General features: G+C 59.9%; 19 protein-coding genes and 1 tRNA gene. 6 read left to right on the top strand and 14 right to left on the bottom strand.

The features are described from left to right. Window positions 1–48: 48 nt before the first annotated feature. The 9 genes from Q1L50_RS06680 to Q1L50_RS06640 are packed head-to-tail and all read right to left on the bottom strand — an operon-like array spanning window position 49 to window position 8542. Window positions 49–879, bottom strand: a complete 831-nt coding sequence (locus Q1L50_RS06680; RefSeq protein ID WP_300336946.1) for a class I SAM-dependent methyltransferase — start codon at window positions 877–879, stop codon at window positions 49–51. After that, window positions 876–1796, bottom strand: coding sequence for a glycosyltransferase family 2 protein (locus Q1L50_RS06675; RefSeq protein WP_300336945.1), 921 nt, complete (start codon window positions 1794–1796; stop codon window positions 876–878). The genes Q1L50_RS06680 and Q1L50_RS06675 overlap by 4 nt, the downstream gene beginning before the upstream one ends. Then, entirely contained in the window at window positions 1793–2542 is a 750-nt protein-coding gene (locus tag Q1L50_RS06670) for a class I SAM-dependent methyltransferase (protein ID WP_300336943.1), read from the bottom strand. The genes Q1L50_RS06675 and Q1L50_RS06670 overlap by 4 nt, the downstream gene beginning before the upstream one ends. Beyond that, complete coding sequence (locus Q1L50_RS06665; RefSeq protein WP_300336942.1) at window positions 2526–3002, bottom strand: GNAT family N-acetyltransferase; 477 nt, start codon at window positions 3000–3002, stop codon at window positions 2526–2528. Before Q1L50_RS06665 ends, Q1L50_RS06670 begins: the two co-directional genes overlap by 17 nt. Next, a complete protein-coding gene (locus Q1L50_RS06660) occupies window positions 2999–3967 on the bottom strand; it encodes a hypothetical protein (protein WP_300336940.1) in 969 nt (322 codons plus the stop codon). The genes Q1L50_RS06665 and Q1L50_RS06660 overlap by 4 nt, the downstream gene beginning before the upstream one ends. Before the next feature lie 3 nt (window positions 3968–3970). Further along, window positions 3971–4933 (bottom strand): glycosylase, encoded by a 963-nt coding sequence (locus Q1L50_RS06655; RefSeq protein ID WP_300336939.1) that lies wholly within the window; start codon window positions 4931–4933, stop codon window positions 3971–3973. 3 nt (window positions 4934–4936) lie between these two features. Next, a complete protein-coding gene (locus Q1L50_RS06650) occupies window positions 4937–5635 on the bottom strand; it encodes a WbqC family protein (protein ID WP_300336937.1) in 699 nt (232 codons plus the stop codon). Window positions 5636–5687: 52 nt separating this feature from the next. Then, complete coding sequence (locus tag Q1L50_RS06645; RefSeq protein ID WP_300336935.1) at window positions 5688–6794, bottom strand: DegT/DnrJ/EryC1/StrS family aminotransferase; 1107 nt, start codon at window positions 6792–6794, stop codon at window positions 5688–5690. 8 nt (window positions 6795–6802) lie between these two features. After that, on the bottom strand, window positions 6803–8542 hold the full coding sequence (locus tag Q1L50_RS06640) for a glycosyltransferase 61 family protein (RefSeq protein ID WP_300336933.1): 1740 nt from the start codon (window positions 8540–8542) through the stop codon (window positions 6803–6805). Window positions 8543–9116: 574 nt separating this feature from the next. Here Q1L50_RS06640 and Q1L50_RS06635 point away from each other — a divergent pair. Further along, window positions 9117–9452 (top strand): cytochrome c, encoded by a 336-nt coding sequence (locus tag Q1L50_RS06635; RefSeq protein WP_300336931.1) that lies wholly within the window; start codon window positions 9117–9119, stop codon window positions 9450–9452. 137 nt (window positions 9453–9589) lie between these two features. On the opposite strand, the gene dmeF is transcribed toward Q1L50_RS06635, so the two are convergent. Continuing rightward, window positions 9590–10573 (bottom strand): CDF family Co(II)/Ni(II) efflux transporter DmeF, encoded by a 984-nt coding sequence (gene dmeF / locus Q1L50_RS06630; RefSeq protein WP_300336929.1) that lies wholly within the window; start codon window positions 10571–10573, stop codon window positions 9590–9592. 20 nt (window positions 10574–10593) lie between these two features. Then, a complete protein-coding gene (locus Q1L50_RS06625) occupies window positions 10594–10863 on the bottom strand; it encodes a metal-sensing transcriptional repressor (protein WP_300336927.1) in 270 nt (89 codons plus the stop codon). Between the two features lie 173 nt (window positions 10864–11036). On the opposite strand from Q1L50_RS06625, the gene chrA reads away from it, so the two are divergent. Both chrA and Q1L50_RS06615 read left to right on the top strand, forming a co-directional pair. Beyond that, window positions 11037–12410 (top strand): chromate efflux transporter, encoded by a 1374-nt coding sequence (gene chrA / locus Q1L50_RS06620; protein WP_300336925.1) that lies wholly within the window; start codon window positions 11037–11039, stop codon window positions 12408–12410. A gap of 55 nt (window positions 12411–12465) precedes the next feature. Continuing rightward, window positions 12466–13002, top strand: coding sequence for a hypothetical protein (locus tag Q1L50_RS06615; protein WP_300336923.1), 537 nt, complete (start codon window positions 12466–12468; stop codon window positions 13000–13002). Between the two features lie 209 nt (window positions 13003–13211). Here the strand turns inward: Q1L50_RS06615 and Q1L50_RS06610 are convergent, their stop codons facing one another. Beyond that, window positions 13212–13835 (bottom strand): DUF1043 family protein, encoded by a 624-nt coding sequence (locus Q1L50_RS06610; protein WP_300336921.1) that lies wholly within the window; start codon window positions 13833–13835, stop codon window positions 13212–13214. A gap of 172 nt (window positions 13836–14007) precedes the next feature. Next, entirely contained in the window at window positions 14008–16086 is a 2079-nt protein-coding gene (gene uvrB / locus Q1L50_RS06605) for an excinuclease ABC subunit UvrB (RefSeq protein WP_300336919.1), read from the bottom strand. 107 nt (window positions 16087–16193) lie between these two features. Here uvrB and Q1L50_RS06600 point away from each other — a divergent pair, with 107 nt between their 5' ends. Next, window positions 16194–17396, top strand: coding sequence for an amino acid aminotransferase (locus Q1L50_RS06600; protein WP_300336918.1), 1203 nt, complete (start codon window positions 16194–16196; stop codon window positions 17394–17396). 87 nt (window positions 17397–17483) lie between these two features. On the opposite strand, the gene Q1L50_RS06595 is transcribed toward Q1L50_RS06600, so the two are convergent. Next, the gene (locus Q1L50_RS06595) at window positions 17484–19367 is read right to left on the bottom strand and encodes an AsmA-like C-terminal region-containing protein (protein WP_300336916.1); all 1884 of its coding nucleotides are present in this window, start codon (window positions 19365–19367) and stop codon (window positions 17484–17486) included. A gap of 529 nt (window positions 19368–19896) precedes the next feature. Here Q1L50_RS06595 and Q1L50_RS06590 point away from each other — a divergent pair. Continuing rightward, window positions 19897–19972: transfer RNA gene (locus Q1L50_RS06590), tRNA-Asn, on the top strand. A 466-nt stretch (window positions 19973–20438) separates the two neighbouring features. Next, complete coding sequence (locus tag Q1L50_RS06585; RefSeq protein WP_300336915.1) at window positions 20439–23594, top strand: metallophosphoesterase; 3156 nt, start codon at window positions 20439–20441, stop codon at window positions 23592–23594. Window positions 23595–24110 lie beyond the last annotated feature (516 nt).

The following is a 24110-nucleotide window of genomic DNA, read 5'->3' as shown; positions in this document are numbered from 1 at the left end:
TGTTTGAAGAGCTGGATTCAAAAGCAAAGAGTCAATTGAAGCTGGAACTCACTTTTTCCGGGCAACAACCAGCAATGTTCCCCCAAAAGGGAGCGAGAGTCCGAGCCTGATCAGCGCCTCATCCAGGCGCATGAAGCGATCAAGGAGCCAGTTCAAGACCCGCGGGAAGGTGACTCTCTTGGCCAGTGCCGCCTCGTCCGACTGTGATTTGTCGCGCCCCTTGTCGAGCAATCGCGAGATGTACATCACCGGAAACAAGGTAAATACAAATGACGTGCAGCGCGCGATATCGAGACCATTCTGTTCGAGCTTGCCGACCAGTTCGTTTCTGGAGTACCTGCGCTTGTGCTTGACGATCTCGTCGAGTTCTCCCCACATGAACATATGCTGCGGAACCGAGATCACCAATACACCATCCTTGCGGAGCATCTGGCTGATGTTCGCAATGGCGGCAAGGTCGTTGTCAATGTGCTCGAGGACATCGAACGCCACGATCATGTCGAACTGCTCGCCAATCCGTCCTTGCGTCACGTCGAACTGGACGAAGTCTACGCCGGGAAGATTCTTCCTGGCGTAGACCAGACCCTTCAGGTAGACCTCCGAGCCGGTGATCTCGAAATTGTCGTGTTCGACGATCTGCCGGATAAAGTCGCCGGTACCACAGCCGATTTCGAGGAATTTCGTCTTTCCGTTTGGCGACCGGTAGCGGTGGACGATGCTCTTGAACAGCCGGTTTCTGGAGCTCACCCAGAAGCTGTTCTCAGCGTTGCTGTCGGTCAGGTCGAAACCACCGTCAGGATAGTCGGTGTAATCCTTGGCGACGTCGGGACTGAAGCACTTGATCCCGTCGATCATCGTGTACTTTAGCGTTTCGCTCACAGGAACTTGTTCCTGACGACGTAGTTCGGCCGCTTCCTCACTTCCTCGTTGATCCGCCAGACGTATTCGCCGATTACCCCGAGCATGACCATGATCAGTCCGCCGACCAGCAGGACGGCGATCATGATCGGCGCCCACCCCGCGAACGGTGTTTCTCCGCGCAACCAGCTGATGACGATGCTGACGCTGTACAGGACGCCGAGCAGCGAAGTGATTACGCCGACCAACGAGATGAACCGGATCGGCAGGTACGACGCGTCAAGAACGGCGTCAAGGAAGTTCTTCAGTTTCTTCCCGAAGTTGTACTGCGATTTGCCGATGGTCCTCTTCAGACGAACGTAGGGGATGAAGCAGGTGCGGTAGCCGGTCCACAACAGGTCGCCCTGGAAGAAGCGATGCCTGACGTCGATCGCATTGAAGGCGTCCATCACCTTCCTGTCCATCAGCACGAAGTCGAAACCGCCAGGCGGAATTTGCGGCAGGGACATGCGCAGCACGGCATAGGCGAATCGGGAGAACAGCTTTGCCGCCAGCGTATCGGCGCGATCGGTCCGGTAGCAGATGACGATCTCGGCGCCTCCCTGCCACTTCTCGACCACCTGGGGAATCAGTTCGACCGGGTCCTGGAGGTCGGCCGAGATGTTGATCACGGCGTCACCGGTGGCTTCCTGGAAACCAGCCAGCATCGCCGCCATCTGACCGAAGTTGCGGGTGAAGGTGATCACCTTGACGCAGGGATCCTGCTCTCTCAGGCTCAGGATCTCCTGCAGCGATCCATCTTTCGAGCCGTCATCGACGAAGACGATTTCGTACTCGTGCTCGGCGAGGTCGCCGGCAAACACCGAACGGATCTTTTCGTGCGTCTTGGCCAGAGCACCCTCGTTGTGATAGACGGCGACAACAAACGAGATCTTCATTCGATCTCCCCGCGTTCGCACATCAGGAAGATACTCGAACAGAGATCCGGGTATTGCTGGCCAAGCTTGTAGCAGCCGTCGAGATATTCCCTGGAAATGATGTCGGTCTGCAGCAGGCGATCCCACTGAAAGTTGGCCAGCGCCTTGAAGAAAACCCCGGAACGGTGCTGGACCCGCAGCCCGGCGGCAACGGCATCGCGCTCAAGGGTATCCAGGGTGTAGGTGCAGCGGTGGCCGTGTTCGGCCTCGGCCGGGGTGACCGCGGCGTTATGCGTGATCAGTCCCATCTTCACGGCAATCTGTCGGGAAGGCGCGTTGGCGTTGGGGCAGACCAGGAAGAAGCGGCCGTCTTCCGCCAGCCATTCGTCGTTGATCCGCTTCAGCACCGCTACCGGATCGTCGAGGTGTTCCAGGACGTGCGTCAGAACGATATTGTCGTAACGTCTGGGCAGTACGGCATTCTCGAACAGCGAATTGACGAAAGTCACCTGGTCGCCCAGTTTGCCTCGGGCTTCGGCAACCGCCACGTCCGACGCTTCGACGCAGGTGACGTCGTCAAAATAGGGCAGGAATCGCCTCGTGAAATCGCCCTTGAAGCTCCCCAGTTCGAGCAGGCTTCCGTCCCTGAAGAATGGCTCGAACGACCGGATCATGTACGGGTGCATCACCTCGAAGTCGAATCCGTAGGCGTATCTGTGGTCGTTCGTGTCCTTGATCTCGACGTTGTAGTCACGCTTGCTGTTCATGCTCTGGCCCGTAGTTCAAGTAGATATCCATACCCAGAAAAGGCGTGCCGGTCCGGCCGGCGACGAAACCGGTCTTTTCGTACAAGTTGATGGCCGGCGTATTGTCGCTCGCCACCTCGAGACTGACCTGCCGCAGACCCGATGCCAGCGCGTGTTCGACGCACTGATCGAGCAGGCGTGCGGCGACGCCCTGGCCGGTCCACGCTCTCAGCACGCTGACGCTGGTGATGTAGGCGATGCCGTGTTCCCGGTCGTTGCAGTACGCCGCCACCAACCCGAGCAGCACGCTGTCCGCCCACGCCTCGAACCGGGTTGCCTTGCTGGCAATCTTTTCCGCATACGAGCCGATGTCGACGCGGGCGCTCAGGGGCGGCACGAAGTCGGCATCGCAGCGGCCCAGGTGTTCGGCGATCTGCGCTGCCGACGCGGTGTTGCGTCGAAAGTCGACCACGGCGTTCATCGTTCCAAGACGGCCAGGCCAAAACCGTGGCGTCCGAATTCGTTGCCGTTATAGAGCAGGTACACCGCGCCGTCGCATTCAAACGCGTGCGGATAGCACAGCATCTCCGCATCCCAGTCGCCGGGGGTGACGTCGATCAGCGGCTCCTCGTCGTCGCGCGTCCAGTTCAACAGATCGTCCGACCAGGCGTGGCCGATACGATAGGCGCGCTCCTTGTTCTTCCGGAAGTCGGAAGAGTGGCGGTAGCAAAAGAACATGTGCTGCCGACCATCGATTTCGACCACCGTCGGCAGCGCCTGGCTTTCGTCGGCACCGAGGCGGTTGGCGATGATCTGGCGCGCCTCTTCCTTGACCCACTCGACGCCATCGCTGGAAACCGCATGGCCGATCTTGTAGGTCCGATCCGGCGCTTCGTCCGCCGCGAACTTCTTCCAGCCGGTACCGAAGATGTACCACATATGAAAGACGCCGCCGATCAGCTTCACAAAACCATCGCCGACCAGGCAGGGCTCGTGCAGCGACGCTGCCAGCACCGGCCCGTCGCCGATGCGCTCGAAAGTGAGGCCGTCATCGCGACTGATCGCCAACCCGATGGCCGTATCCACCGACACCGAGACTCTGCGGTTCCAGCCGCAGGTGTAGGCGTACACTGCGTCACCGTGGCGCATGACGCTCATCGGAAAGATGCCGTGTTCGTCGAAACAGCCCAGGCCGCCGAGCGGGATCACCGTCTTGTCGGAGACCCGGATCACCTCGCGCAGATTCTTCCGCAGGTCGACAAAGGCGATATGGCTGAGGTACTTGCCGTTGCCCGGGTCCACCGCGCGGGTCGAGAAATAGACCCGCACGAAGTCGTCGAATACCAGCGCCTGCGGCGCCTGGGCGAATTGCACGCAATCGTTCGGCAGCTTGTAGTGCGTCGGATCGAATATCTTGCCGAGTTTGTTCCACCGCATGGCGCCCATCGCTTACTCCAGCTTGCCATCGAGAACGGCCAGACCGAAACCATGCCGGCCGACCTGATTGCCGAGGTAGGCCAGATAGGTCTGGCCATCGACTTCAAAAACGTGCGGATAGCTGATCATTTCGGAATCCCAGCCTTCGTCCGAAACGTCGATACCGGCCCTGGTATCGTCGCGCAGCCAATCGGTCAGGTTGCTGCTGGAGGCATAGCCGATGCGATAGCCGTTCTCCTTGCCGCGGTAGTGACTGCTGTAGCGGTAGCAGAAGAACATATGATACCGGCCGTTGGCAAAAAAAACGTCCGGGCTGGCCTGTGCCTCATCTTCTTCGATGCGGCTCTCGATCAGGTCCTTGTTCAGTTTGTGCCAGTGAATGCCGTCGTTGGAACTCGCCATGCGAATCTTGTAGACCGGTTCCGGACGCCCGTCGACCACCTTCCACTTGCGGCCGGCGATGTACCACAGGTACCAGACATCGTCGAAACGACGGATCTTCGGGCCGCTCAACACGAAGGGTTCGTCCGGCGAATACGACAGCACCGGGCCACTGCCGTGTTTTCTGAAAGTCTCGCCGCCGTCGCGGCTGCTGGCTACGCCGATGGCGACGTTGAACGGGACCGATTCGCAACGCGTCCAGCCGGCGTAGTAGACCCGCAGCTCGTCACCGTCGCGGATGGGCGAAACCGGGTAGGTGCCGAATTCATCAAACTCGCCGAGGCCGCCCAGGCCGAGGATCGGCTGCTCGGCGACACGGCGCAGCTTGAACAGATCGGCGCGATCCAGATCGACAAAGGCCGAGTAACTCACGTACTGCCCGTTGGCATCTGCCGGCGGACGGCAGGAGAAGTAGATGCGCACGAAATCGTCAAAAAGCAGGCTTGCCGGGGCCTGCGCAAACTCCTGCAGCCAGCTGCGGCCGGCCACTTCCTGCGGGGTGAACACCTTGCCCAACTTCTTCCACTTGAACATGCTTCAAATCAACTCATGGTTGCTCGCGACGCAAGCCTGAACGGCGTCGAGCGGATTGAACATCAGCACGTCGATGATCGACAGCCAGGGTACGAAGGCGTCACCCAACTGTGGGTATTCGAAGGGCTTCGACCTGATGAACTTGAGGTCCAGGTCGCGCTCGCGAAATGCCTCGCGGGAATAGAGATCGATGCCGCCGATGGCGTTTACATAGGTGCTGGCGCCAAGCGCCGTACACAGCGCAAGCACCTTGTCCTGACCCCTCAGGCGATGATCGATGGCAATTTCGGAAGAGACCCTGATCGAGGTGCCGATCCCCATGTGCTCGCAGGTCCGGACGAGCGAATGGTGAAGATAGCGAAACAGGTTGATTTGGTCGTAGCGAACGATCTGGTCGAGCAGGAAGTAGGTCTGCTCGAAATACGGCGCGCGTCGATACGCTGCCGTGAACTGGTTGAGCAACCTGTCGCGCCTGAAATCGGCAGCGAGTTCGCGCTCGCGGACGTCAAGAGAATCCGAACCGCTCTTCAGAGGCAGCGAGAAGATCACGTCGGTCCCGTTCTGCAGCAGCCGGTTGCGATTGATCCATCCCTTCTTGGTGTACTTGATATTGTCGTACACGACGAACTGATCGACCGCCGAGATCAACTGGAAGTAGCCGATATACGGGAGGAAATACGGCTGCATGATCGCCAGCCTCATCGTCTCGCGCCCGTCAGGCCAGGACGGCCAATCGCTTGCCCTGTGCTCACGCTCACTGATCCGCTATGAAGCGGGTAATGGTATCGACTACCGCCATCTCCAGGTCCGGATAGATCGGCAGGCAAAGGACTGCCTGCGCCGCCGCGGTAGCCACCGGAAGATGGTCTCGGTGCGCGGATGGAAGCCCACGATACATGGAAAACTCCGATATCAACGGGTAGAAATAGCGACGAGGATGGATTCCGTTGTCCTTCAGCCTCTGGTACAGCTCGTCGCGACTGATCGGGTAGTGGCTATCGACCAGAATCGGAAAATACGCATGATTGGCGACCTTCTCGCCGGAATCACCCAGGCAGGAAATCCCCTTCACACCATGCAGCCGCTCGCGGTAGGCGGCGTCGATCTCTTGGCGCCGCGCCAGCGCGCGGTCGATGTACTTGAGCTGCAACAGACCGAGTGCGGCATTGAATTCGCTCATTTTGCCGTTGATGCCCGGCGCGACGACGGTGACTTCGCCGACGTGGCCGAAGTTCTTGAGTTGGTCGATGCGCACCTTGGTCTTGGCATCGGGGCAGACAATGGCGCCGCCTTCGAAGGTATTGAATACCTTGGTGGCATGGAAGCTCAAGACCGACAAATCGCCGTGCATGAGAACGCTGCCGCAATCGCATTGCACGCCAAAAGCGTGCGCCGCGTCGTAAATCACCTTCAGATTGTAGTTGTCGGCGATCTTCTGGATGGCCTCCACGTCACACGGGTGTCCGTAGCAATGCACCGGCATGATGGCCGTGGTCTGCGGCGTGATTGCTGCTTCGATCATCGTCGGATCAAGGTTGAGGGTGCTCGGCTCAATGTCGACGAACACCGGTTTGATGCCGTTCCAGAGCAGGGAATGTGAGGTGGCGACGAAGGAGTAGGGCGTCGTAATCACTTCACCGGTGATCCGCAGCGCCTGCAGGGCCGTGACCAGGGCAATGGTGCCGTTGGTAAACAGGCAGATATGGTTAACGCCAAGGTGTTCGCACAGCGCCTGCTCAAGTTGCTGATGGAACGGCCCGCAATTGGTCAGTATCTTGTTGCTCCAGATCTGCTCCAGGTAGGGAATGAATTCTTCCAGCGGGGGAAGATAGGGTTGCGTTACGAAAATAGGCCTGTCCATGACGGTGGCTATCTCTCGAGCATTTTCAGAATGGTCTGACGCACTTCGGCTACGGGGATTTCATAGTCCGAATGCTTGTTTCCTTCATCCCCTACCGGTTCCCCCGAGAGAAAGACGGGCGAGTAGCCCAGATCCATCATCGGTCCCAGCCAGCCCCCCCAATTGAAATGATTCCTCTGGCCAATGATCAGTGACTTCACATCGGGACGCGCAAAAACGAGACTGTTCAGCGCGGAACCGTTCGGTGCCACGACAAATCCGGCGCCCTGAAAGATTCGCACCTGCTCTTCGAAGCTGCACTCTTCAAGATATACCGCCCGGAAGCCAAGCAACTGCAAATCGTCGAGGATTTCCTGTTCATTGAGCAAGCGGCGCCAGGTGCTGTTCTTGCGCGACAGGAAAATTCGCCCGGAGGCGTTGGCGCATTCGCCGAAGCGAGCCCTTATCCGGTCGCCGATATAACGCAGCGCGCCGACAGTCCATGATGCCTGGTGTTCTGCCGGGACGGCATGGTCGGCAAACAACTCCACCGGAAAGAAAGTCATGGTCGGTGCGACGATCAGGGTTCCAACCTCCAGCGCCGCCCCTCGCGCGACAATGTGCAAGGGGTTGGCCACCAGCGCCCGCAGAAAGTCGTAATGCGACGCCGGCATCGCCTCGTCGACGATGATCGGAATTTCGGCGAACCGGGGATGTTGTTCCAGATGGAGCAATCTGGGCAGGAATTCGGCAAACCAGTGGCCATAGCATTCGCTGGCAAGTCCGGACAACATGATCCCCTCAGCGATTCGTTCCCCGGCATCAACCGACCTTGTCAGGAGCGCATCGCGGCGTTGCGCAGCCACGGACTTGTCGTACTGGAGGCTGGCATAACGTCCGTATCGCTTGTCGGCCAACAGGTCGGACAGAACGACATCCTGCTCGGCAAAGATCAGGCTCGAACCGCCGACGATCGATGCATCGGGTATTTCGGCAACATACGGCTCGTTGGCTTCAACCAATATTTGCTGGTGTGCTGTTTGTCCGTTGGCCGGAGGGGTCACGAAATGAATCACTTCGGCCGCGCCAAGCGGGCGAATCAGGCCGTGTCCTCTGGCGGCCCAGTCCGCTACCGAGCGGATGCGCCGAAACTCCACGCGAGTGCTGTCGATATTTGCATCATCATTGAGCTTTTCCAGCAACTCGGCGTCCCGCCCCTGGAAAAAAAGGAACCTCTCGACCTGCTGTGACGAAACGAGATCGGCTTCTGCCGCCGCCTGGAACTCTCTGAAAAAGCTTGTGCTTTCTTCCGTTTCCGGGATTTCCAGAGCGGTCTGCATGGCGGCATCACATATTTCCTCCGCATGGCTGGGATGGTTCCTGAAGCAAGCGGTAAACCACGCCAGCGACTCCTGCTTTCTTCCCACTGCCTTCAGGCCGTTGGCAAGAAAAAAAGCCGCGTAATAATCACCGGGGTTCTTCTTGAGGGCGATTTCCAGGTGTTTGATCGCCAGATCGTATCTTGTTGTCTGGAAATAGGCATAACCGAGAAACGACGAGGCGAGAAAGTTTTCGTCGGGATCGCTGACCGTCGCCAGGCATAGATTGATGGCTTCGAAAAACCGTCCCTCATCGCCGAGAGCAATCCATTTTCTGTGCTCAGCGCCCAAATCGATGCCGGGGGAGGCGGCGGTCTCTGGAAGAGAGGGTTTGGATTGGTCGGCCTGGCCGAATCCGACAAGTCGTCGGAGAGTTCCCAAAATTGTCATTGCAAGAAAATCCTTTTCGGCTAGCGCGCGCTGTCGACCACCGAGGCACTTCCCGACAAGCCAGCTGCGAGTTCGGCAAGCAGGCCGGGCGGGTTGTCGGGTGCTGATCCTGTACCGTTCCTCACAGCTTGCGCGGATACCCCGGCAGCCTGCCGTTTGCCGGGCAGTGACGCGACGTCGGGAGTGTACCGGTTTCATGAGCAGCGGGTGGCTCGTTTTCCGCTGTCGCATTACCCGCGGTGGCTAATGATTCGCTGCATGGCGAAGGCGACATGATACAGGGAGCAGCGCCATTGCTTGCTCCTGCGTGCCACGTTTCCACTAGGTTCGACTTCGACCCGCGGCTCGGGAGATCGCTGTGTGCGAGCCAGTGACTCTGGCAATCGACGGTCTTCACCGGGTTCCTGGTCCGTGTCGTCGATGATCGGCTGGCGCAGGCAGGCGCGGCTCTCGCTTCTTCGGATAGAATTGGCTCGAGCTGAGCGGCTGCCGAGTCCACCGATCGCCGGTCAGCTTGCCAGCTTCCCTGCATGCGATTTTCTGTCGCAGCAGCCACCCGATCGAGTTTCTCGCCATGCCCTCTGTGTTTGCCCTGTTGCTGCTGGTCGCCTCTCCCGTGGCGCTTGCCGAAGCCGTCCTGGCGCCGGCCGAACCGTCTCCGGAACGACAGAAACAGCTCGTCCACCTCGTTCGCCAGGATTGCGGTTCGTGCCACGGAATGACGTTGCAGGGCGGCCTTGGCCCCGCCTTAACGCCCGAGGCGCTGCGCGACAAGCCGGTCGACTCGATGGTCGCCACCATTCATGGGGGGCGGCCGGGTACGCCAATGCCGCCCTGGCATCGCTTCCTTACGGAGGCCGAGGCGCAATGGATCGTCGCCCAGTTGCGGGCAGGGTTTCCAGCCGAGTAAGCCGACCGGGCGCGCAGTGGTGGGGTAGGGCGGGCCTTTCCGGGCCGGGCGCGGCTTGCCTTCGTCGCTGGCCGGTTGATCAGCCGGGTGGGGCGCTACGCGGCGATGGCCGGGCAGCAGCCTCCTTCGCCGCGGCTTCAGACGCGATTGACCTCCACCGAGACGTGTGCCAGTTCGTCGTGCTGAGCGAGAACCCGCCTGACTGCTGTCGGCGTTACGCTGGCATCGGCGGTGGTCAGGCTGACGATTACCGAAAACTTCTCACGGCCGACTCGCCAGACGTGCAGATCGACGATCTGAGGGCTGGTCGGCCAGACGGGGTGTTCGGCGATGGCCTGGCGAACTTCCTCGACCACCGGGTGATCCATCTCGCAGTCGAGCAGCACCCGGCTGGTATCGCGGATCAGCCCGATCGCCCAGCGTGCGACGAGGATCGCTCCGACGACTCCCATCACCGGGTCCAGCCAGTCCCAGCCGTAGAGCATGCCGCCGAGCAGTGCGACGATGGCCAGCACCGAGGTCGCCGCGTCGGCCACCACATGCAGGTAGGCTGCCCGCAGATTGAGGTCGTGACTCGCATGCCCGTGTTGGTCGGCGTGGCTGGCGTGATCATCGCGCTGCGCATGGTGATGCCCGTGATCGTGTCCGTGTGCATGGCCATGGTCGTGTGCGCCGTTGAGAATCAGCGCGCACGCCACATTCACCGCCAGACCGAGCGCCGCGACGACGATCGCTTCGGTAAACTGAATCGCCTGCGGCGAAATGATGCGCTCGACCGACGCGGCGACCATCACCGCCGCGACGCCGAGCAGAAATATGGCGCTGGCGAATCCGGCCAGAACCTCGATTTTCCAGGTGCCAAAAGTAAAGCGATGGTCGTGCGCATAGCGTCGCGCGGTCGCGTAAGCGAGGGCGGAAAGACCGATCGCGACGGCGTGTGAGCTCATGTGCCAACCGTCCGCAAGCAAGGCCATCGAGTTGAACCACCAGCCGGCGGTGATTTCGACGACCATCGTCAGCGCGGTGATCAGCATTACCAGACGGGTGCCCTTCTCGGCCGCGAGATTGCCTTCGTCGAAGACGTGCGTGTGGGTCCAGGGTGAGAGGTCGGTGCTGCGCATGTCAGGTCCTTGCCAGATGGTTACAGGTACTTGGTGAGTTCCTTGAACTCGTGGATCGCATCGTCTGCGCTGCGCGAACCCTCGCGCACCGCGTGCTCCAGGCAATGATCGATGTGATCGTGCACCAGCGCCTTCTTGGCGCTGGCGACGGCGCGCTCGACCGCCTGCAGTTGCTGCGCAATCGCCAGGCAGTCGCGATCATCCTCGAGCATCGTCACGATGCTCCTGAGGTGGCCTTCAGCGCGCTTCAGCCGCTTGACGATTTCCGGATGCGACGGGTGTGCAGTCATGCGCTTTATCCTATCCACCAGGATAGGATATGTCAATACGACCGGGCTGGAGTCTTCGATGCAGGGCACGGCGGGACGATGGCCGCCGTGGTCGACGAGAACCAATTTCCAACCCCGGGCGACCATAGGTTCGCTACACTGCTGTCCTTCTTCTCGAAGACGCCGCTCGCGCGATGGACAACCCGAAAGTCAGGCAAGTCGCCCGCTCCGAAGGCCACGACGCTGGTCCCGCGCCAGCCGGTTTTCGGGAAGCCTTGCTGTTTTGGCTCAAGCTCGGTTTTGTCAGCTTCGGGGGGCCTGCCGGGCAGATCGCGATCATGCATCAGGAGTTGGTCGAGAAGCGCCGCTGGATTTCCGAGCGGCGTTTCCTGCATGCCCTCAACTACTGCATGCTGTTGCCAGGACCAGAAGCCCAGCAACTGGCCACCTATATCGGCTGGCTGCTGCACCGTACCGCGGGCGGCATTGTCGCCGGCGCCTTGTTCGTGCTGCCTTCGCTGTTCATCCTGATTGCCCTGTCGTGGATCTACCTCACTTTTGGCGCGACCCCAATGGTCGCCGGTCTGTTCTACGGCATCAAGCCAGCGGTGACCGCGATCGTCGTGCACGCGGCTCAACGCATCGGTTCGCGCGCCCTGAAGAACGAGTTCCTGTGGGCGGTGGCCGTGGCCTCCTTCATCGCCATCTTCGTGCTGGACCTGCCGTTCCCGGCGATCGTCGCCGCTGCCGCACTGATTGGCTTCTTAGGCGGCAGGATCGCCCCCGACAAGTTCACGGCGGGCGGTGGTCACGGCAAGGCGGCACGGTCTTTCGCCACGGCGCTGATCGACGACGACACGCCACCGCCACCGCATGCCGTATTCCGGTGGCCACGGCTGGCGCGCGTCGCCCTCGTCGGTGTCCTGCTCTGGCTGCTGCCGATGACCCTGTTGATCGCCGTCTTCGGCTGGCAGCACACGCTGCCGCAAATGGCGTGGTTCTTCACCAAAGCCGCGCTGCTCACCTTCGGCGGCGCTTACGCGGTGCTGCCCTATGTCTACCAGGGCGCGGTCGGCGAGTACGGCTGGCTTACCGCGACCCAGATGATCGACGGGCTGGCGCTCGGCGAAACGACGCCCGGGCCGCTGATCATGGTGGTGGCCTTCGTCGGTTTCGTCGGTGGCCACGTCAAGGCGGTTTTCGGCCCCGAAAACCTCTTCCTGGCCGGGGCAGCCGCCGCCGCGCTGGTCAGCTGGTTCACCTTCCTGCCCTCCTTCGTGTTCATTCTCGCCGGCGGGCCCCTGGTCGAGTCTACGCACGACGACCTGAAATTCACCGCGCCGCTGACCGCGATCGCCGCGGCGGTCGTCGGCGTGATCTTCAACCTGGCGATCTTCCTCGGCTACCACGTGTTGTGGCCGAGTGGCTTCGCGGGTAGCTTCGATGGGCTTTCAGCCCTGGTCGCGCTCCTGGCGGCGCTGGCGCTGTTCCGCTACAAGCGCAACGTGATCGAGGTCATCGCCGGCTGCTCGGTTCTGGGCTACGTGTTACAGGCCGCGATCGCGTGAGCGGTGGCAGGTTGTTCCGGGAGCCGCTACCGGGCTGTTAGCGAGGGATGCGAGGATGAATTTCTCCGATGTACTCAAAGCGCTGAATCAGGCTTCGGCCTTCGAACTGTTCCGCATGCGGGCGGCGATCAACCGGGTCCTCGACCAGCCGCAGTGGGTCGACGCCGTCAGCGGGCGGCTGCGCGTCGGTCAGGTCGTCGAGTATTTCGACAGTCAGGCCAATGCCGCCTGCCAGGCGACGATTATCGAGTTGCGCCGCAAGCAGGCGCTGGTGCTGGACATCGCGACGCAGACGCGCTGGTTGATTTCCTATGCCTCGATCAACCTCGACGGCGCCGATGTCCAGATCCGCGAACAGGTGCGCCGTGGACTTGGCCGCAACGAGGTCGCGGTCGGTGAGGTGCTCGGTTTCCTTGACCGCGAGCAGCGGGAACGCAGCGGCAAGGTCGTCCGGCTCAACGACAAGACCGTGACGCTGCTGTGCGGGGGGCTACGCTGGCGAGTTGCCTATGCCTTGCTGCATCGGGTTGTTGACGCTCGCGCGATCGAGGGTGAGGTGCTCGAAATCGGCGTGCGGAATCCGGAGCCGTGACGAAGATGCACTGGACAGTCGGTGGAGATGGCCGTCGGTGCAAGTCTGCTGCCGGTCGAACCGCTGCCGGTGGGGCTCGAAGCGCCACGCCCCTGTATTTCACCGCCCGCGTGGTTTCTTTCTTGACCCGCCATGACGCCGTCTGGTGTCGGAAAGCGCAGACGCGCAAGCGCAAGACGGCGCTGCCGATCACTTGGCGGCAAATGCGATCAGCGACCGCTCGATGCTGTCACCCCGGCTTTTTCGACCGGCGAGCCCTGCCTGTCGGCTATCGGCTTGCTCTGGTCGCCGGGTGTCAATTCGTTTGGCAGCGGCGAAGATGCGTTGGCGATGCCGGTGTCGGACTCCGGCGTCGCCGCGTTCGCCTTGGCAGCGACGTTCCCGGGCTCCGGCTGGCCGGCGACGGATGAAGGCGTCAAGTCCTCAGGATCAAGCGCGTTGCTGGGGGATGGTTGAGGCGGTTCGGGGGTATCCGCCAAGCTATCCTTGGCTTCGTCCGCGGCAGGCGCGCCCACCAGCAGGCCGACCGCACGATCCCCGACCAACTGGCGCGCAGCGCCGCTGGAGAGTTGTTCTTGACCTGACGAAAGATGCTCGAACAGTTCCCTGTAGGAGCCCGCCATCGAGGCAACGAGGCTCGCCGTCTTGTCGAAGTGGGTCTCGACCTCGCGCTTGTAGCCAGCGAGTGCTTCCTTCTGGCGCGAAATTTCTGCCTCAAGCGCGTCGACGCGTTGGTTTGCTCCGCCGAGCTTGCTGCGGCCCAAAAGGAATCCGATCACCGCGGCGGCAAGCACGGCGCCGACGCCTACCAGCCACCACGTCTGCTCCGTCATCTTCGAACTCCTCATTAGTAATCGCAGCGCCCCCGTGCACTTCCTTCGCGATGCGAGAACTGTCTGCACGGCGGGCGCCGCTGCGTTGCCGGTTCTGTTTTCAGTGCTCGAAGGAACATGCCGTCACGACCAAGTATACCGGCATGGCGGTCTTTGGTAGGGCAGTTCACGGTTACGAAGATGCGATGCTGGAGTGTGCGCCACTGATTCCGAAGACCTGCTGGCGAATGCGGAACAACTCGTCGCGGGCGGCGGCGGCCTTCTCGAATTCGAGGTTCTTCGCGTACTCGAGCATCTCTTTCTCGAGTCGCTTGATCTCGCGCGCCAGTTGTTTCTCGCTCATCGCCTGGTAATTGGCCTGTTGCTGGGCGGCCTTGAGTTCGCGGCGGGCGTCGTCGACATCATAGACGCCATCGATGATATCCGTGATCCGCTTGCTGACGCCTTTCGGGACGATGCCATGCGTTTCGTTGAATGCGAGCTGCTTGATCCGGCGCCTTTCGGTCTCGGCAATCGCCCGGCTCATCGAACCGGTGACGCGATCGGCGTAGAGGATGGCGGTGCCGTTGAGATGGCGGGCGGCACGACCGATGGTCTGGATCAGCGATCGCTCGGAGCGCAGAAAGCCTTCCTTGTCGGCGTCGAGGATGGCTACCAGCGAGACTTCCGGGATGTCGAGTCCTTCACGCAGCAGGTTGATGCCGACCAGCACGTCGAACCTGCCGAGGCGCAGGTCGCGAATGATCTCGACGCGCTCGACGGTGTCGATGTCCGAATGCAGGTAGCGCACGCGCACTTCGTGTTCGCCGAGGTACTCGGTCAGATCTTCGGACATGCGCTTGGTCAGCGTGGTCACCAGCACGCGCTCGCCAAGGCCGACACGGAGTCTGATCTCGGACAGCAGGTCGTCGATCTGGGTGGACGCCGGGCGGACGATCAGCAGCGGGTCGACCAGGCCGGTCGGGCGAACGACCTGCTCGACGACCTGCCCCTGGTGCGTCTGTTCATAATCGGCCGGCGTCGCCGAAACGAAAATGGTCTGCCGCAGCAGTGCCTCGTATTCCTCGAACTTCAGCGGCCGGTTGTCGAGCGCCGACGCCAGCCGGAAGCCGTAATTGACCAGATTCTCCTTGCGCGATCGGTCGCCCTTGTACATGCCGCCGACCTGCGGGATCGAAACGTGCGACTCGTCGATGAACATCAGCGCGTCAGGCGGCAGATAGTCGATCAGCGTTGGTGGTGGCTGGCCGGGCTGGCGGCCGGAAAAGTGCCTCGAATAGTTTTCAATCCCCTTGCAGAAGCCGAGTTGATCGAGCATTTCGAGGTCGAAGCGGGTGCGCTGCTCGATCCGCTGCGCTTCCACCAGGCGCCCTTCGGCGTGGAAGAAAGCGGTGCGTTCGGTCAGTTCCCGCTTGATCGCTTCAATCGCGCGCAGGACGGTCTCCCGAGGAGTCACGTAATGCGATGAGGGAAATACCGTGAACCGCAGCAAGCGGCTCTGCAGATGTCCGGTCAATGGGTCGAACAGCTGCAGGCCATCGATTTCATCGTCGAACAGCGAGATGCGGACCGCCTGTTCGGCGTGCTCGGCAGGAAAGACGTCGATGATGTCGCCGCGAACGCGGAAAGTGCCGCGCCGAAAATCGGTCTCGTTGCGCTCGTACTGCATGTCGACCAGGCGCTTGATCACTTCGCGTTGACCGATACGATCGCCGACCCGCATGGTCAGGATCATCTTGTGGTACGCGTCGCGGTCGCCGATGCCGTAGATGCACGAGACGGTGGCGACGATCACGCAATCGCGACGTTCGAGCAGGCTCTTGGTCGCCGAGAGGCGCATCTGCTCGATGTGCTCGTTGATCGACGAGTCCTTCTCGATGAACAGGTCGCGCGCCGGAACGTAAGCCTCGGGCTGATAGTAATCGTAGTAGGAAACAAAATACTCGACGGCATGGTCGGGAAAGAACTCGCGGAATTCTGAATAAAGCTGCGCGGCGAGCGTCTTGTTCGGCGCCAGCACCAGCGCCGGCCGGCCGCTGCGGGCGATGACGTTGGCCATGGTGTAGGTCTTGCCCGAGCCGGTGACCCCGAGCAGGGTCTGGAACGATAACCCGTCGGCAAGTCCTTCAAGCAGTTTGTCGATCGCCGCCGGCTGGTCACCGGCCGGCAGGAAAGGCTGATAAAGGCGAAACGGGCTGCCGGCAAAGCTGACCGAAGGTGTCTTTTCAGACGGTGGGGCGGGATCTGGCATGCTAGAATTTTACGTTGTTTCCAGGCAGGCCGTCGCCGCGAGAAGAAATTGAGCGGGCGGTCTGGGATGTCGCCGTGTTCGATTGCTGCCCAACTTAGGAATGATCCATGACCGCTTCCATCTTCGCCGCCGTTGAAATGGCTCCCCGTGACCCGATCCTCGGTCTCACCGAGTCGTTCAACGCCGACGCCCGTTCGACCAAGGTCAACCTCGGCGTTGGCGTGTATTTCGACGAGAGCGGCAGAATTCCGCTGCTCGCTGCCGTCAAACTCGCCGAGAGGGCTCGCCTGGAAGCGATGCCGCCGCGCGGTTACCAGCCGATCGACGGCCTTGGAGCCTACAACCAGGCCGTTCAGAACTTGCTGTTCGGCAAGGAGTCGGCACTGCTCGAGGCGGGCCGGGTGCTCACCATCGAAGCCCTGGGTGGTACGGGCGCGCTGAAGGTCGGCGCCGATTACCTGCGCCGACTGCTGCCCGGCGCCACGGTCTACATCAGCGATCCGAGTTGGGAGAATCACCGCGCGCTGTTCGAGTTTGCGGGCTTCCAGGTCGAGTCATACCCCTACTACGATGCCGCCAGCCGCGGCGTCGACTTCACCGCCATGAAGGCCGGACTGGATGCCTTGCCGGCGGGGTCGATAGTCGTCCTGCACGCCTGTTGCCACAATCCGACCGGTGCCGACCTCGATGGCGCGCAGTGGCAGGAGGTGGTCGATACGATCAGCGCGCGCGGCCTGGTGCCGTTCATCGACATGGCCTATCAGGGGTTTGCCGATGGCATCAACGAGGACGCGCAGGTGCTGCAGTTGTTTGCCGCTTCCGGCGTGCAGTTCCTGGTCGCCAGCTCGTTCTCGAAATCGTTCTCGCTGTACGGCGAGCGCGTCGGCGCGCTGTCGGTGGTTGCCGCCAGCAAGGACGAAGCGGCGCGGGTGATGTCGCAGGTCAAGCGCGTCATCCGGGCCAACTACTCCAGTCCGCCGACCCATGGCGGGGCGGTGGTCGCCGCCGTGCTGGGCAGTCCCGAACTGCGCCAGATGTGGGAAGAAGAGCTTGGTCAAATGCGTCAGCGCATCCTCGCCATGCGCGTCAGCCTGGTCGACAAGCTCCAGGGCAGGGGAGTCGGCATCGACTTTTCATTCGTCACCCGGCAGCGAGGCATGTTCTCCTACACCGGGCTGGGCGCCGGACAGGTCGACCGGATGCGTGACGAGCTCGGCATCTACGCGGTGAGTACCGGGCGGATCTGCCTGGCGGCGCTGAATACGAACAACATCGACTACGTCGCCGACGCGATCGCGGCTGTTCTCTAGGGGTGTTCCAGTTGCGGGGTGTGCAGTCGGTGCGCGGCGGACAAGGCGTGTCGCTGCCCACGCTCGCCATCCGCGTAGCAGAAGCTGTTACCTGATCTGCAGTTGCGGGGTCTTGAGCGAACCGCTGATCGACACCGGAGTCGCCGACTGATCGGTGCGGGCGCGCATCTGGATGTCCATCCGGCCGCGCAGCTGCAAATCGCGACTGACTTCGAGCTGACCGGTCGATTGCATCGTGCCCGCGTGCAGCACCAGACGCGAGAAGCGATAGCTGTCCGGCGTCAGCCTGATCGCGCCGGACAATTGCTCGAAGCGCGTTGCGCCACCCAGCGTCGCCGGCGTCGCCGAGGCCCGGCGGACGGCTTCGGGAAGGTCGATGCCGCCCAGGCTGCCCCGGCTCATCGTGAACTCGCCATCGGCATGGACAGCGGAGAAAACTGTTGACCACTTGGGCGACATCGCCGAGAACTTCAGCTTGCCGGCGGCGTCACCTTCGAACTGCTCACCGATTCCCAAGGCCTCGCTGAAGCGTTTGCTATTGATTCGCTCGAAGGTGATCTCGCCAGCCATCGCCGGCGGCCCGTCGCCGCGCAGGATCAATGCCCCGCTGACGCGGCCGTCGAAGACTCGCATGTCCATACTGTCGATGACCAGGACGGAACCGTCGATGGTGCCCTTCAGGCTGAACGAGTCAAAGCGATATCGTGAGCGAGGCGAGGGGCGCCAGCCCAGACCGTCAACACTGACCGCCAGCCCGTTGGCCGTTGGTCTGGCATCGAGCTGCAGGCTGCGGTCTGGCGAATGCAGCGACACCGCCTGCAGGAGCCCGTCCGCGGAAAGTTCGAACTCGCCGCTCAGGTCGTCGAAGCCAAGCCCGGCAAAGGTCACGTTCGCCTGGGCGATGGCCACGCGTTGCAGGCCGGCGTCGGCCAGCTGGCGCGCGGCCGACTCGAAGATCCGTGCCAGGCTGTCGACGTCCTTTGCCGACAAGCTGATGCCGCTCAGTGCCATTTCCCGGAACAGCACCTTCGACGACAAGAGGGTCCCAAGCACGGGCTGCAGGCGCAGTTCGGCAATGCGCACCGCGTCGCCCTTGCCCTGGTCGCCAAGGCGAACATCGGTAAGCAGCAAACCCGGCATCGGGTACAGGGTGACGTGCATCTGGTCGACCCTTGCGCTCTGCCCGGTGCTCCTCGCCAACGCTGCTTCCACCTCGGGCAGATAGCGGCCGTACGGAAAGACCCAGGCGATCAGCACGAGCAGCGCGAGCAGGGCGCTCAAGGACAATACGCCGAGGACCATCACCACCGGCCAGGTGAGGTGCAAACGCACTTGACCACGTCGTATCGGCTTGAGATCCGAGCCGACTTCCGACAGCCAGTCCCGCAGACGACCCCGAAGTGAAGGAACCGGCGGTGTCCCGCCCGCCGCGGCGGGTCCCTCCGACATGGCCTCTGCTTTCGGCAGGAAGACCGTGCCGGACTGGGGGCCGACCGGGTAATGCGGCGGCGTAAGCGCGCTCGGTGGCATGGAACTGGATGACAGCGGCTCCGTCGAGGGCCGGCCCGTACGGCCTTCCGGGAACGGAATGATCCTCGTCACGTCTTCGCCAGACAGCGATGAAGCGCCTGATTCCGGCGTCTGTCTGTCGCCGAAGACGGAGAACTCGGACACCGGCTGCGCCGAGCCGCCCTTGGCCTTCTGGCCAGGCTTTCGGCCACGGATCCACACCGAGTCCTCATCGGCACGTCGCTCGATGAAGCCGTCGTCTTCGAGTTCGAGCAGCGCATGTTCGGTAAGCTGTGCGTTGCCGGTCTTGTTGCACAGCTCGGCCACGGTGGCGTTGCCGTCAACCAGGATCAGTACCATGCGCACGTTTCTCTGGACCACCCGCGTCCTCTGCAGCATGGCCTCCTCGCCGGACGCGGTCTTTGCGTAAATCAGCTCGGGGTCAATCAGCTCAGGGTCCATGTTCTCAGCAGCGCCGTGGCGACAATGGGTAGAGATGTTCGGCTTTTGGTTTGACAAGATCGCATTGTGCACCTTGTTGGGGTGCGGGAAAAGCCGCTGTGGCCTGCGCCACTGCAGATTCACGCCGGATCGGCTGTTTCCGTGCAGGCTATGGTCCCACTTGCTGCGCTTGGGAATTGGCTGTTCGGATGGCCACTGTCGGGCCAGGAACCGGAAGGATCGCGGCAGGCGAAGCGGCCTGATCGATGACAGGTCACCGCCAGCGGTGCCGGCAAGATGTTTTCTCCCGGTATTGATCGTTTCGGCTCATCGTCACCTGCACCGATGGCTTTTCGACACGGACGGCAAGAGTCCGCAAGCACCGACCGGGTCGCGGTGGCTCGGGATGCCGTGTCGTACCCATGCGGCGGTTGGCCCGTGTCGAGTACAGGCCGCTGCCAGTGCTTGCGGTGGTCTTCCGGTAATCGCGCGCGCCGTGCGCAAGGGTTGACGAACAGCAACCGAGTGGCTAGAATCCGCCGTCTCGTGTTCCTCGATAGCTCAGTTGGTAGAGCGTCGGACTGTTAATCCGTAGGTCCCTGGTTCGAGCCCAGGTCGGGGAGCCACAGAAAATTTCCTGTAGTACAAGCGCTTAGCCCAGCCCCCGAGGTTGGGCTTTTTGCGTTCTGGGAGGGCTTCCGGGCCTATACCGACCTGGGGGTGGGTCGGCGGTGTGGGCAGGGGGATTGCGCAAGGGAAGGGCTCTTGATGGCGGCGTGCCGGTGAGGCCAAGCGATGGAGGGCTCTCACTGGGTGGGCGCTATCAGCGTGTGCTATATCTACCCGCTCGATTGCTCCCGCCTTCGCTAGCCTCACCGACCCCTATTGGAACGAGCACTACACGTGGATAGCCGACGCCGTCAATGTTAGGCATACACTTCAGGCCCGAGGTCTGGTCACCTCACCAATGCGGTTCTGCCTAGTGCCTCCAAGCACCCCTGCCCCCCAACAAACACAGCGTAACATGACCAATTTTTGTGGCCTGGAGCAATGTCGTGATGCATAATGACTACCCTTAAAGGGGGCGAATGCATGGACAAAATACTAAGAATTCTTCACCTATCAGACTTGCACCTTGATAACGAGGCTCTGCGGGACCAGCGAGTGGTCTTGGGCGCGCTATTTAGAGACATAAGAGCTTCAGTGGCGGCGCAGGGTGCGTATGACCTGGTGTTTTTCACCGGAGATTTAGTACTAAAGGGGGCATACACTGACGCAAATAAAGCTGCGCTGGTAAAAGAGTTTATTTTGCCGCTCATTGAAGCAGCAGAAATCCAACCAGACAGGTTAATCCTGGTTCCGGGAAATCACGACGTTGATTTGAAAAGTCAGTCAACTATTCTTTCTCCGGCACGGCAACAGCTTGGTTCCGACGATAGCGTCAGCAAGTATTTGGATGCGGCTCTTACGGCAAATCTGGCCACTGGTCTTGAAGGTTTCAATTCTGTTCTCGATCAAATATCCGTTAATGATTCAGTTGTCTTGCATAATAACCACTATCGCGCTTATCTTTTGAATGTTAAAGGAATCAACGTCGGGATTGGCGCTCTCAATTCAGCTTGGAATGCAACTGGCGCACAGTCGGACGGAGACTATGGGAAATTGCGAGTAAGCCGCAAGCAACTGGATGAGGTCGTCGAGGCAGTTTCAACAGCCGAATTTAAGCTAGCCTTAGTTCACCATCCTGTGTCTTGGCTCACACCGAAAGAATCGCAGAACCTTCAACGCCAACTTTTATTGCATTTTGATGGGCTCTTTCACGGCCATAATCATGAGCCGAGCGCGCAGGTATCGGTGGGTAGTTCGAGTGCGTGTTTTTTGAGCAATTCAGGGTGTTTGTACCAGCACCGTGACTATTTTAACGGCTATTGTTCAATAAGCTACATGCCACGTGACAAGCGGTGGCTTGTCAAGGCTCGTGAATACTTTGAAAGCAGGCAGGAATTTGATCTCGCCCCTCGTTTTGCACCAAATGGAGAAGCAACTTTCGTCAGAACAGGCGACGGGACTGCAGGAGCGCTAGCCGATCTTCCCTCTGAAGAATACGTTGAGTCCATAAATAGAACAGTCAATTCACGACTGTTACCATCGCTTGTTTCTGACGTTGCACCGAAAAGCTTGAAATCGATATTCGTCGAACCTCTCTTAAGCAAAGTGTCTCAACGAAAGATTGATGCTAGTGGCAAAAACGGAAGCGATGGTCTATTCGTGCCGCTCAAGGAGGTCTTACAGCTTGAACGAAGTTTGGTGTTTCTCGGCAATAGAGATATCGGAAAGACGACTCTACTACATCGTATCTGTCAGCTCAGCCTAGAGTTCGGTGCGGCAGGCCTGCCGCCATTTGGTACATATATCAACCTTGGTATAGCGGGTGATACCCAAGCATCGCTCGTCGACTCGGTCGTGTCCTTTGGTGGCGGAGAGTATAGAAAAAGTGAGATTATAACCTTTCTCAATCAGGGCGCAGTGTCGGTTTGTTTTGACAATTTAGATGAGCAACGCCATAAGCAATTCAAGGCCGTAAGAGAGTTCTGCCAGACGTTCAAACACTGCCGTTACCATTTCACGATGCTTGAGGACGTGGATTACTCGTTATCCCCGGCGCAGGTCCCCAAGCTGGTTGCAGATGCGGAGGTTTTCTATCTCCACCCCTTTGGCCGCCGAGAAACTAGGCTCTTGACGCAGAACTGGTTCGGTGAGTCAGCCGAGGAGTGCGCTGGTAAAGTCGATGATATATTGTCACTTTTAGTCCGGCTTAATGTACCACGCTCGCCGTTTCTGATCTCCGCGTTGCTGTGGATTTCAGAAAAGGGGACGCAGTTTTCTCCGGTCAATCAGGCGGAAATCCTTGATGTTCTCATAGATGGCGTTATGGAAAAGCTATCTGAAACGAAGGATAGGTCCCATATCGACTCGACGATAAAGCGTCACTATCTAGCGGCGTTGGCAGAGCAATTGCATCTGATGGGAAGGAAGAGGATCTCTGCGCTCGAACTTGAGCGTTTCACGGTCGATTACTTTGATTCAAGGGGGTTGCCGGCTTCGACCGCACCCTTCCTCGTCGACTTGAAGGCAAAAGGCATTCTGTTGGAGATCGGCGATGAAGTAACCTTTATGTTCGAGGCTATTCGCGCATTTTTTTTATCCACACGCCTTCACGAAAACCGAGCGCTGTTGGATAAAGCGCTCTCAAAAGCGCATTTTTTAGAGCTTGGAGAAGAGCTTGATTACTACACGGGCCGGCACCGAGATCAAGACCAAGTTCTCAGAACAGTAGTTGGTTTGGTTAGCGAATTTCTCCAGGACGCACACCTTGGCTTTGAACTCAGCGCGTTTGATGCAATTCGCATTCACGATAAAGCAATCGATATTGAATCTGCGCAGAATCTGCGAAATGCCGCTTCACAGAGGCCAAACCTAGAGCAAAGGAATGCCCTTCTGGAATCTGTGGATGAGCAAGTGCATAGGCAATCTTTTGTGATGCCCTCAGATAGAAATGAGTACGTGCAGAGTGGGGTTGGGCGTTATCTTGAAGCACTACGTATCGCGTCATCAATTCTGCGGAATTCCGAACTTGTAAGAGATGTAGCCCTGAAAGAGCAGAGCTATAGCGAGTTTGCGGACGGTTGGTGCCGCATTCTCATCAGAGTTATGACAGCATTAGACGACGAGGGTGACCCCGAAATTTCACCAACTATTGGTGAGAAGAGAAAGGACCCCGTGCTGCGGCTTCTTGAGGGCCTATTGCCCGGTGACAATCTTGGAATGGCGCGATATTTAAAGAAATTAATCATCCCCAATGTCATCATGTCGTTGGCGTTGGAGTCGATCGGTACCGCAAAGCTACAGAAGGTTATGGCGAAGCACTACAGTACTGCCGATACCACTGTAGAACGGCTACTAGATGTCTTTCTTATGGTCGACCTCCGACTGTCTGGTTGGGCTCATAACCTAGAGGCTTTTCTCCGTCTGTTCCATAAAAACCGATTTGTCTGTGAGCTTGTCTTCTCAAAGCTCTTCCAAATCTTCATGCTTGGGCGACTACGGCCCGCTGAGGAGCATAAAGTCAAGGGCTTATTGGCGGAATCACTCACATTAGTTCTTGCGGAGGATCGTGGCCCCCAAAAGACTCGAATCAAGGGGGCGTTTCTCACCAACCTGAAGAAGAAGCGACTTACACAGCGATAAGTAGGAAGCGATTCTCTCGTCATCACGTGAGCAGTTTGGAAAGAATGCATCCGGAGTGCGTCCGGAATGCATCCAGGGACGCACCGCAGTTTCCCATTCTCAGTACCAGCCAATAGCGACGCCATCTGACGTTTCTTGATACCGATCTTCTGACCCCGCCAGTCGAAAGGCTCGCGGGGTTTTTCACGTCTGCATTCCGGAACCTGTTCTCCCGCTAATCCCCAATCCCCTACCCAGGAACCGCCCATGAATAGACCCTTAACCGCAATCGCAATCACCGCATCACTCGCCTTACTCGCCTTACTCGCCGTCGCCGCAACCCATCAATACCTCCACGCCTCCACCGACCCCAATGCTCTCAACTTATCAGAACAAAGTCATACCCCGTTCTTGTGTTAATTCGCGCCGCTATAAGGCCATTTCGGTGGCGGCGTAATGAGGCCACTGGACTCGCGGCGCAATGAGGCCAGAGCAATCGCGGCGCAATAAGGCCACGTAGAAGGCAAGTAGAGGCGG

It is taken from the genome of Accumulibacter sp. (assembly GCF_029255145.1).
Classification (GTDB): domain Bacteria; phylum Pseudomonadota; class Gammaproteobacteria; order Burkholderiales; family Rhodocyclaceae; genus Accumulibacter.
Note: the sequence above shows the minus strand (reverse complement) of the source record. Positions and strands in the feature narration are given on the sequence as shown.

Coding starts and splice junctions, on each gene's coding strand:
- Q1L50_RS06660 (WP_300336940.1), bottom strand. CDS start 3,967: ATGGGCGCCATGCGGTGGAACAAACTCGGCAAGATATTCGATCCGACG.
- chrA (WP_300336925.1), top strand. CDS start 11,037: ATGGACAACCCGAAAGTCAGGCAAGTCGCCCGCTCCGAAGGCCACGAC.
- Q1L50_RS06650 (WP_300336937.1), bottom strand. CDS start 5,635: ATGAGGCTGGCGATCATGCAGCCGTATTTCCTCCCGTATATCGGCTAC.
- Q1L50_RS06645 (WP_300336935.1), bottom strand. CDS start 6,794: ATGGACAGGCCTATTTTCGTAACGCAACCCTATCTTCCCCCGCTGGAA.
- uvrB (WP_300336919.1), bottom strand. CDS start 16,086: ATGCCAGATCCCGCCCCACCGTCTGAAAAGACACCTTCGGTCAGCTTT.
- Q1L50_RS06610 (WP_300336921.1), bottom strand. CDS start 13,835: ATGACGGAGCAGACGTGGTGGCTGGTAGGCGTCGGCGCCGTGCTTGCC.
- Q1L50_RS06585 (WP_300336915.1), top strand. CDS start 20,439: ATGGACAAAATACTAAGAATTCTTCACCTATCAGACTTGCACCTTGAT.
- Q1L50_RS06675 (WP_300336945.1), bottom strand. CDS start 1,796: ATGAAGATCTCGTTTGTTGTCGCCGTCTATCACAACGAGGGTGCTCTG.
- Q1L50_RS06655 (WP_300336939.1), bottom strand. CDS start 4,933: ATGTTCAAGTGGAAGAAGTTGGGCAAGGTGTTCACCCCGCAGGAAGTG.
- Q1L50_RS06600 (WP_300336918.1), top strand. CDS start 16,194: ATGACCGCTTCCATCTTCGCCGCCGTTGAAATGGCTCCCCGTGACCCG.
- dmeF (WP_300336929.1), bottom strand. CDS start 10,573: ATGCGCAGCACCGACCTCTCACCCTGGACCCACACGCACGTCTTCGAC.
- Q1L50_RS06615 (WP_300336923.1), top strand. CDS start 12,466: ATGAATTTCTCCGATGTACTCAAAGCGCTGAATCAGGCTTCGGCCTTC.
- Q1L50_RS06625 (WP_300336927.1), bottom strand. CDS start 10,863: ATGACTGCACACCCGTCGCATCCGGAAATCGTCAAGCGGCTGAAGCGC.
- Q1L50_RS06670 (WP_300336943.1), bottom strand. CDS start 2,542: ATGAACAGCAAGCGTGACTACAACGTCGAGATCAAGGACACGAACGAC.
- Q1L50_RS06595 (WP_300336916.1), bottom strand. CDS start 19,367: ATGGACCCTGAGCTGATTGACCCCGAGCTGATTTACGCAAAGACCGCG.
- Q1L50_RS06640 (WP_300336933.1), bottom strand. CDS start 8,542: ATGACAATTTTGGGAACTCTCCGACGACTTGTCGGATTCGGCCAGGCC.
- Q1L50_RS06665 (WP_300336942.1), bottom strand. CDS start 3,002: ATGAACGCCGTGGTCGACTTTCGACGCAACACCGCGTCGGCAGCGCAG.
- Q1L50_RS06635 (WP_300336931.1), top strand. CDS start 9,117: ATGCCCTCTGTGTTTGCCCTGTTGCTGCTGGTCGCCTCTCCCGTGGCG.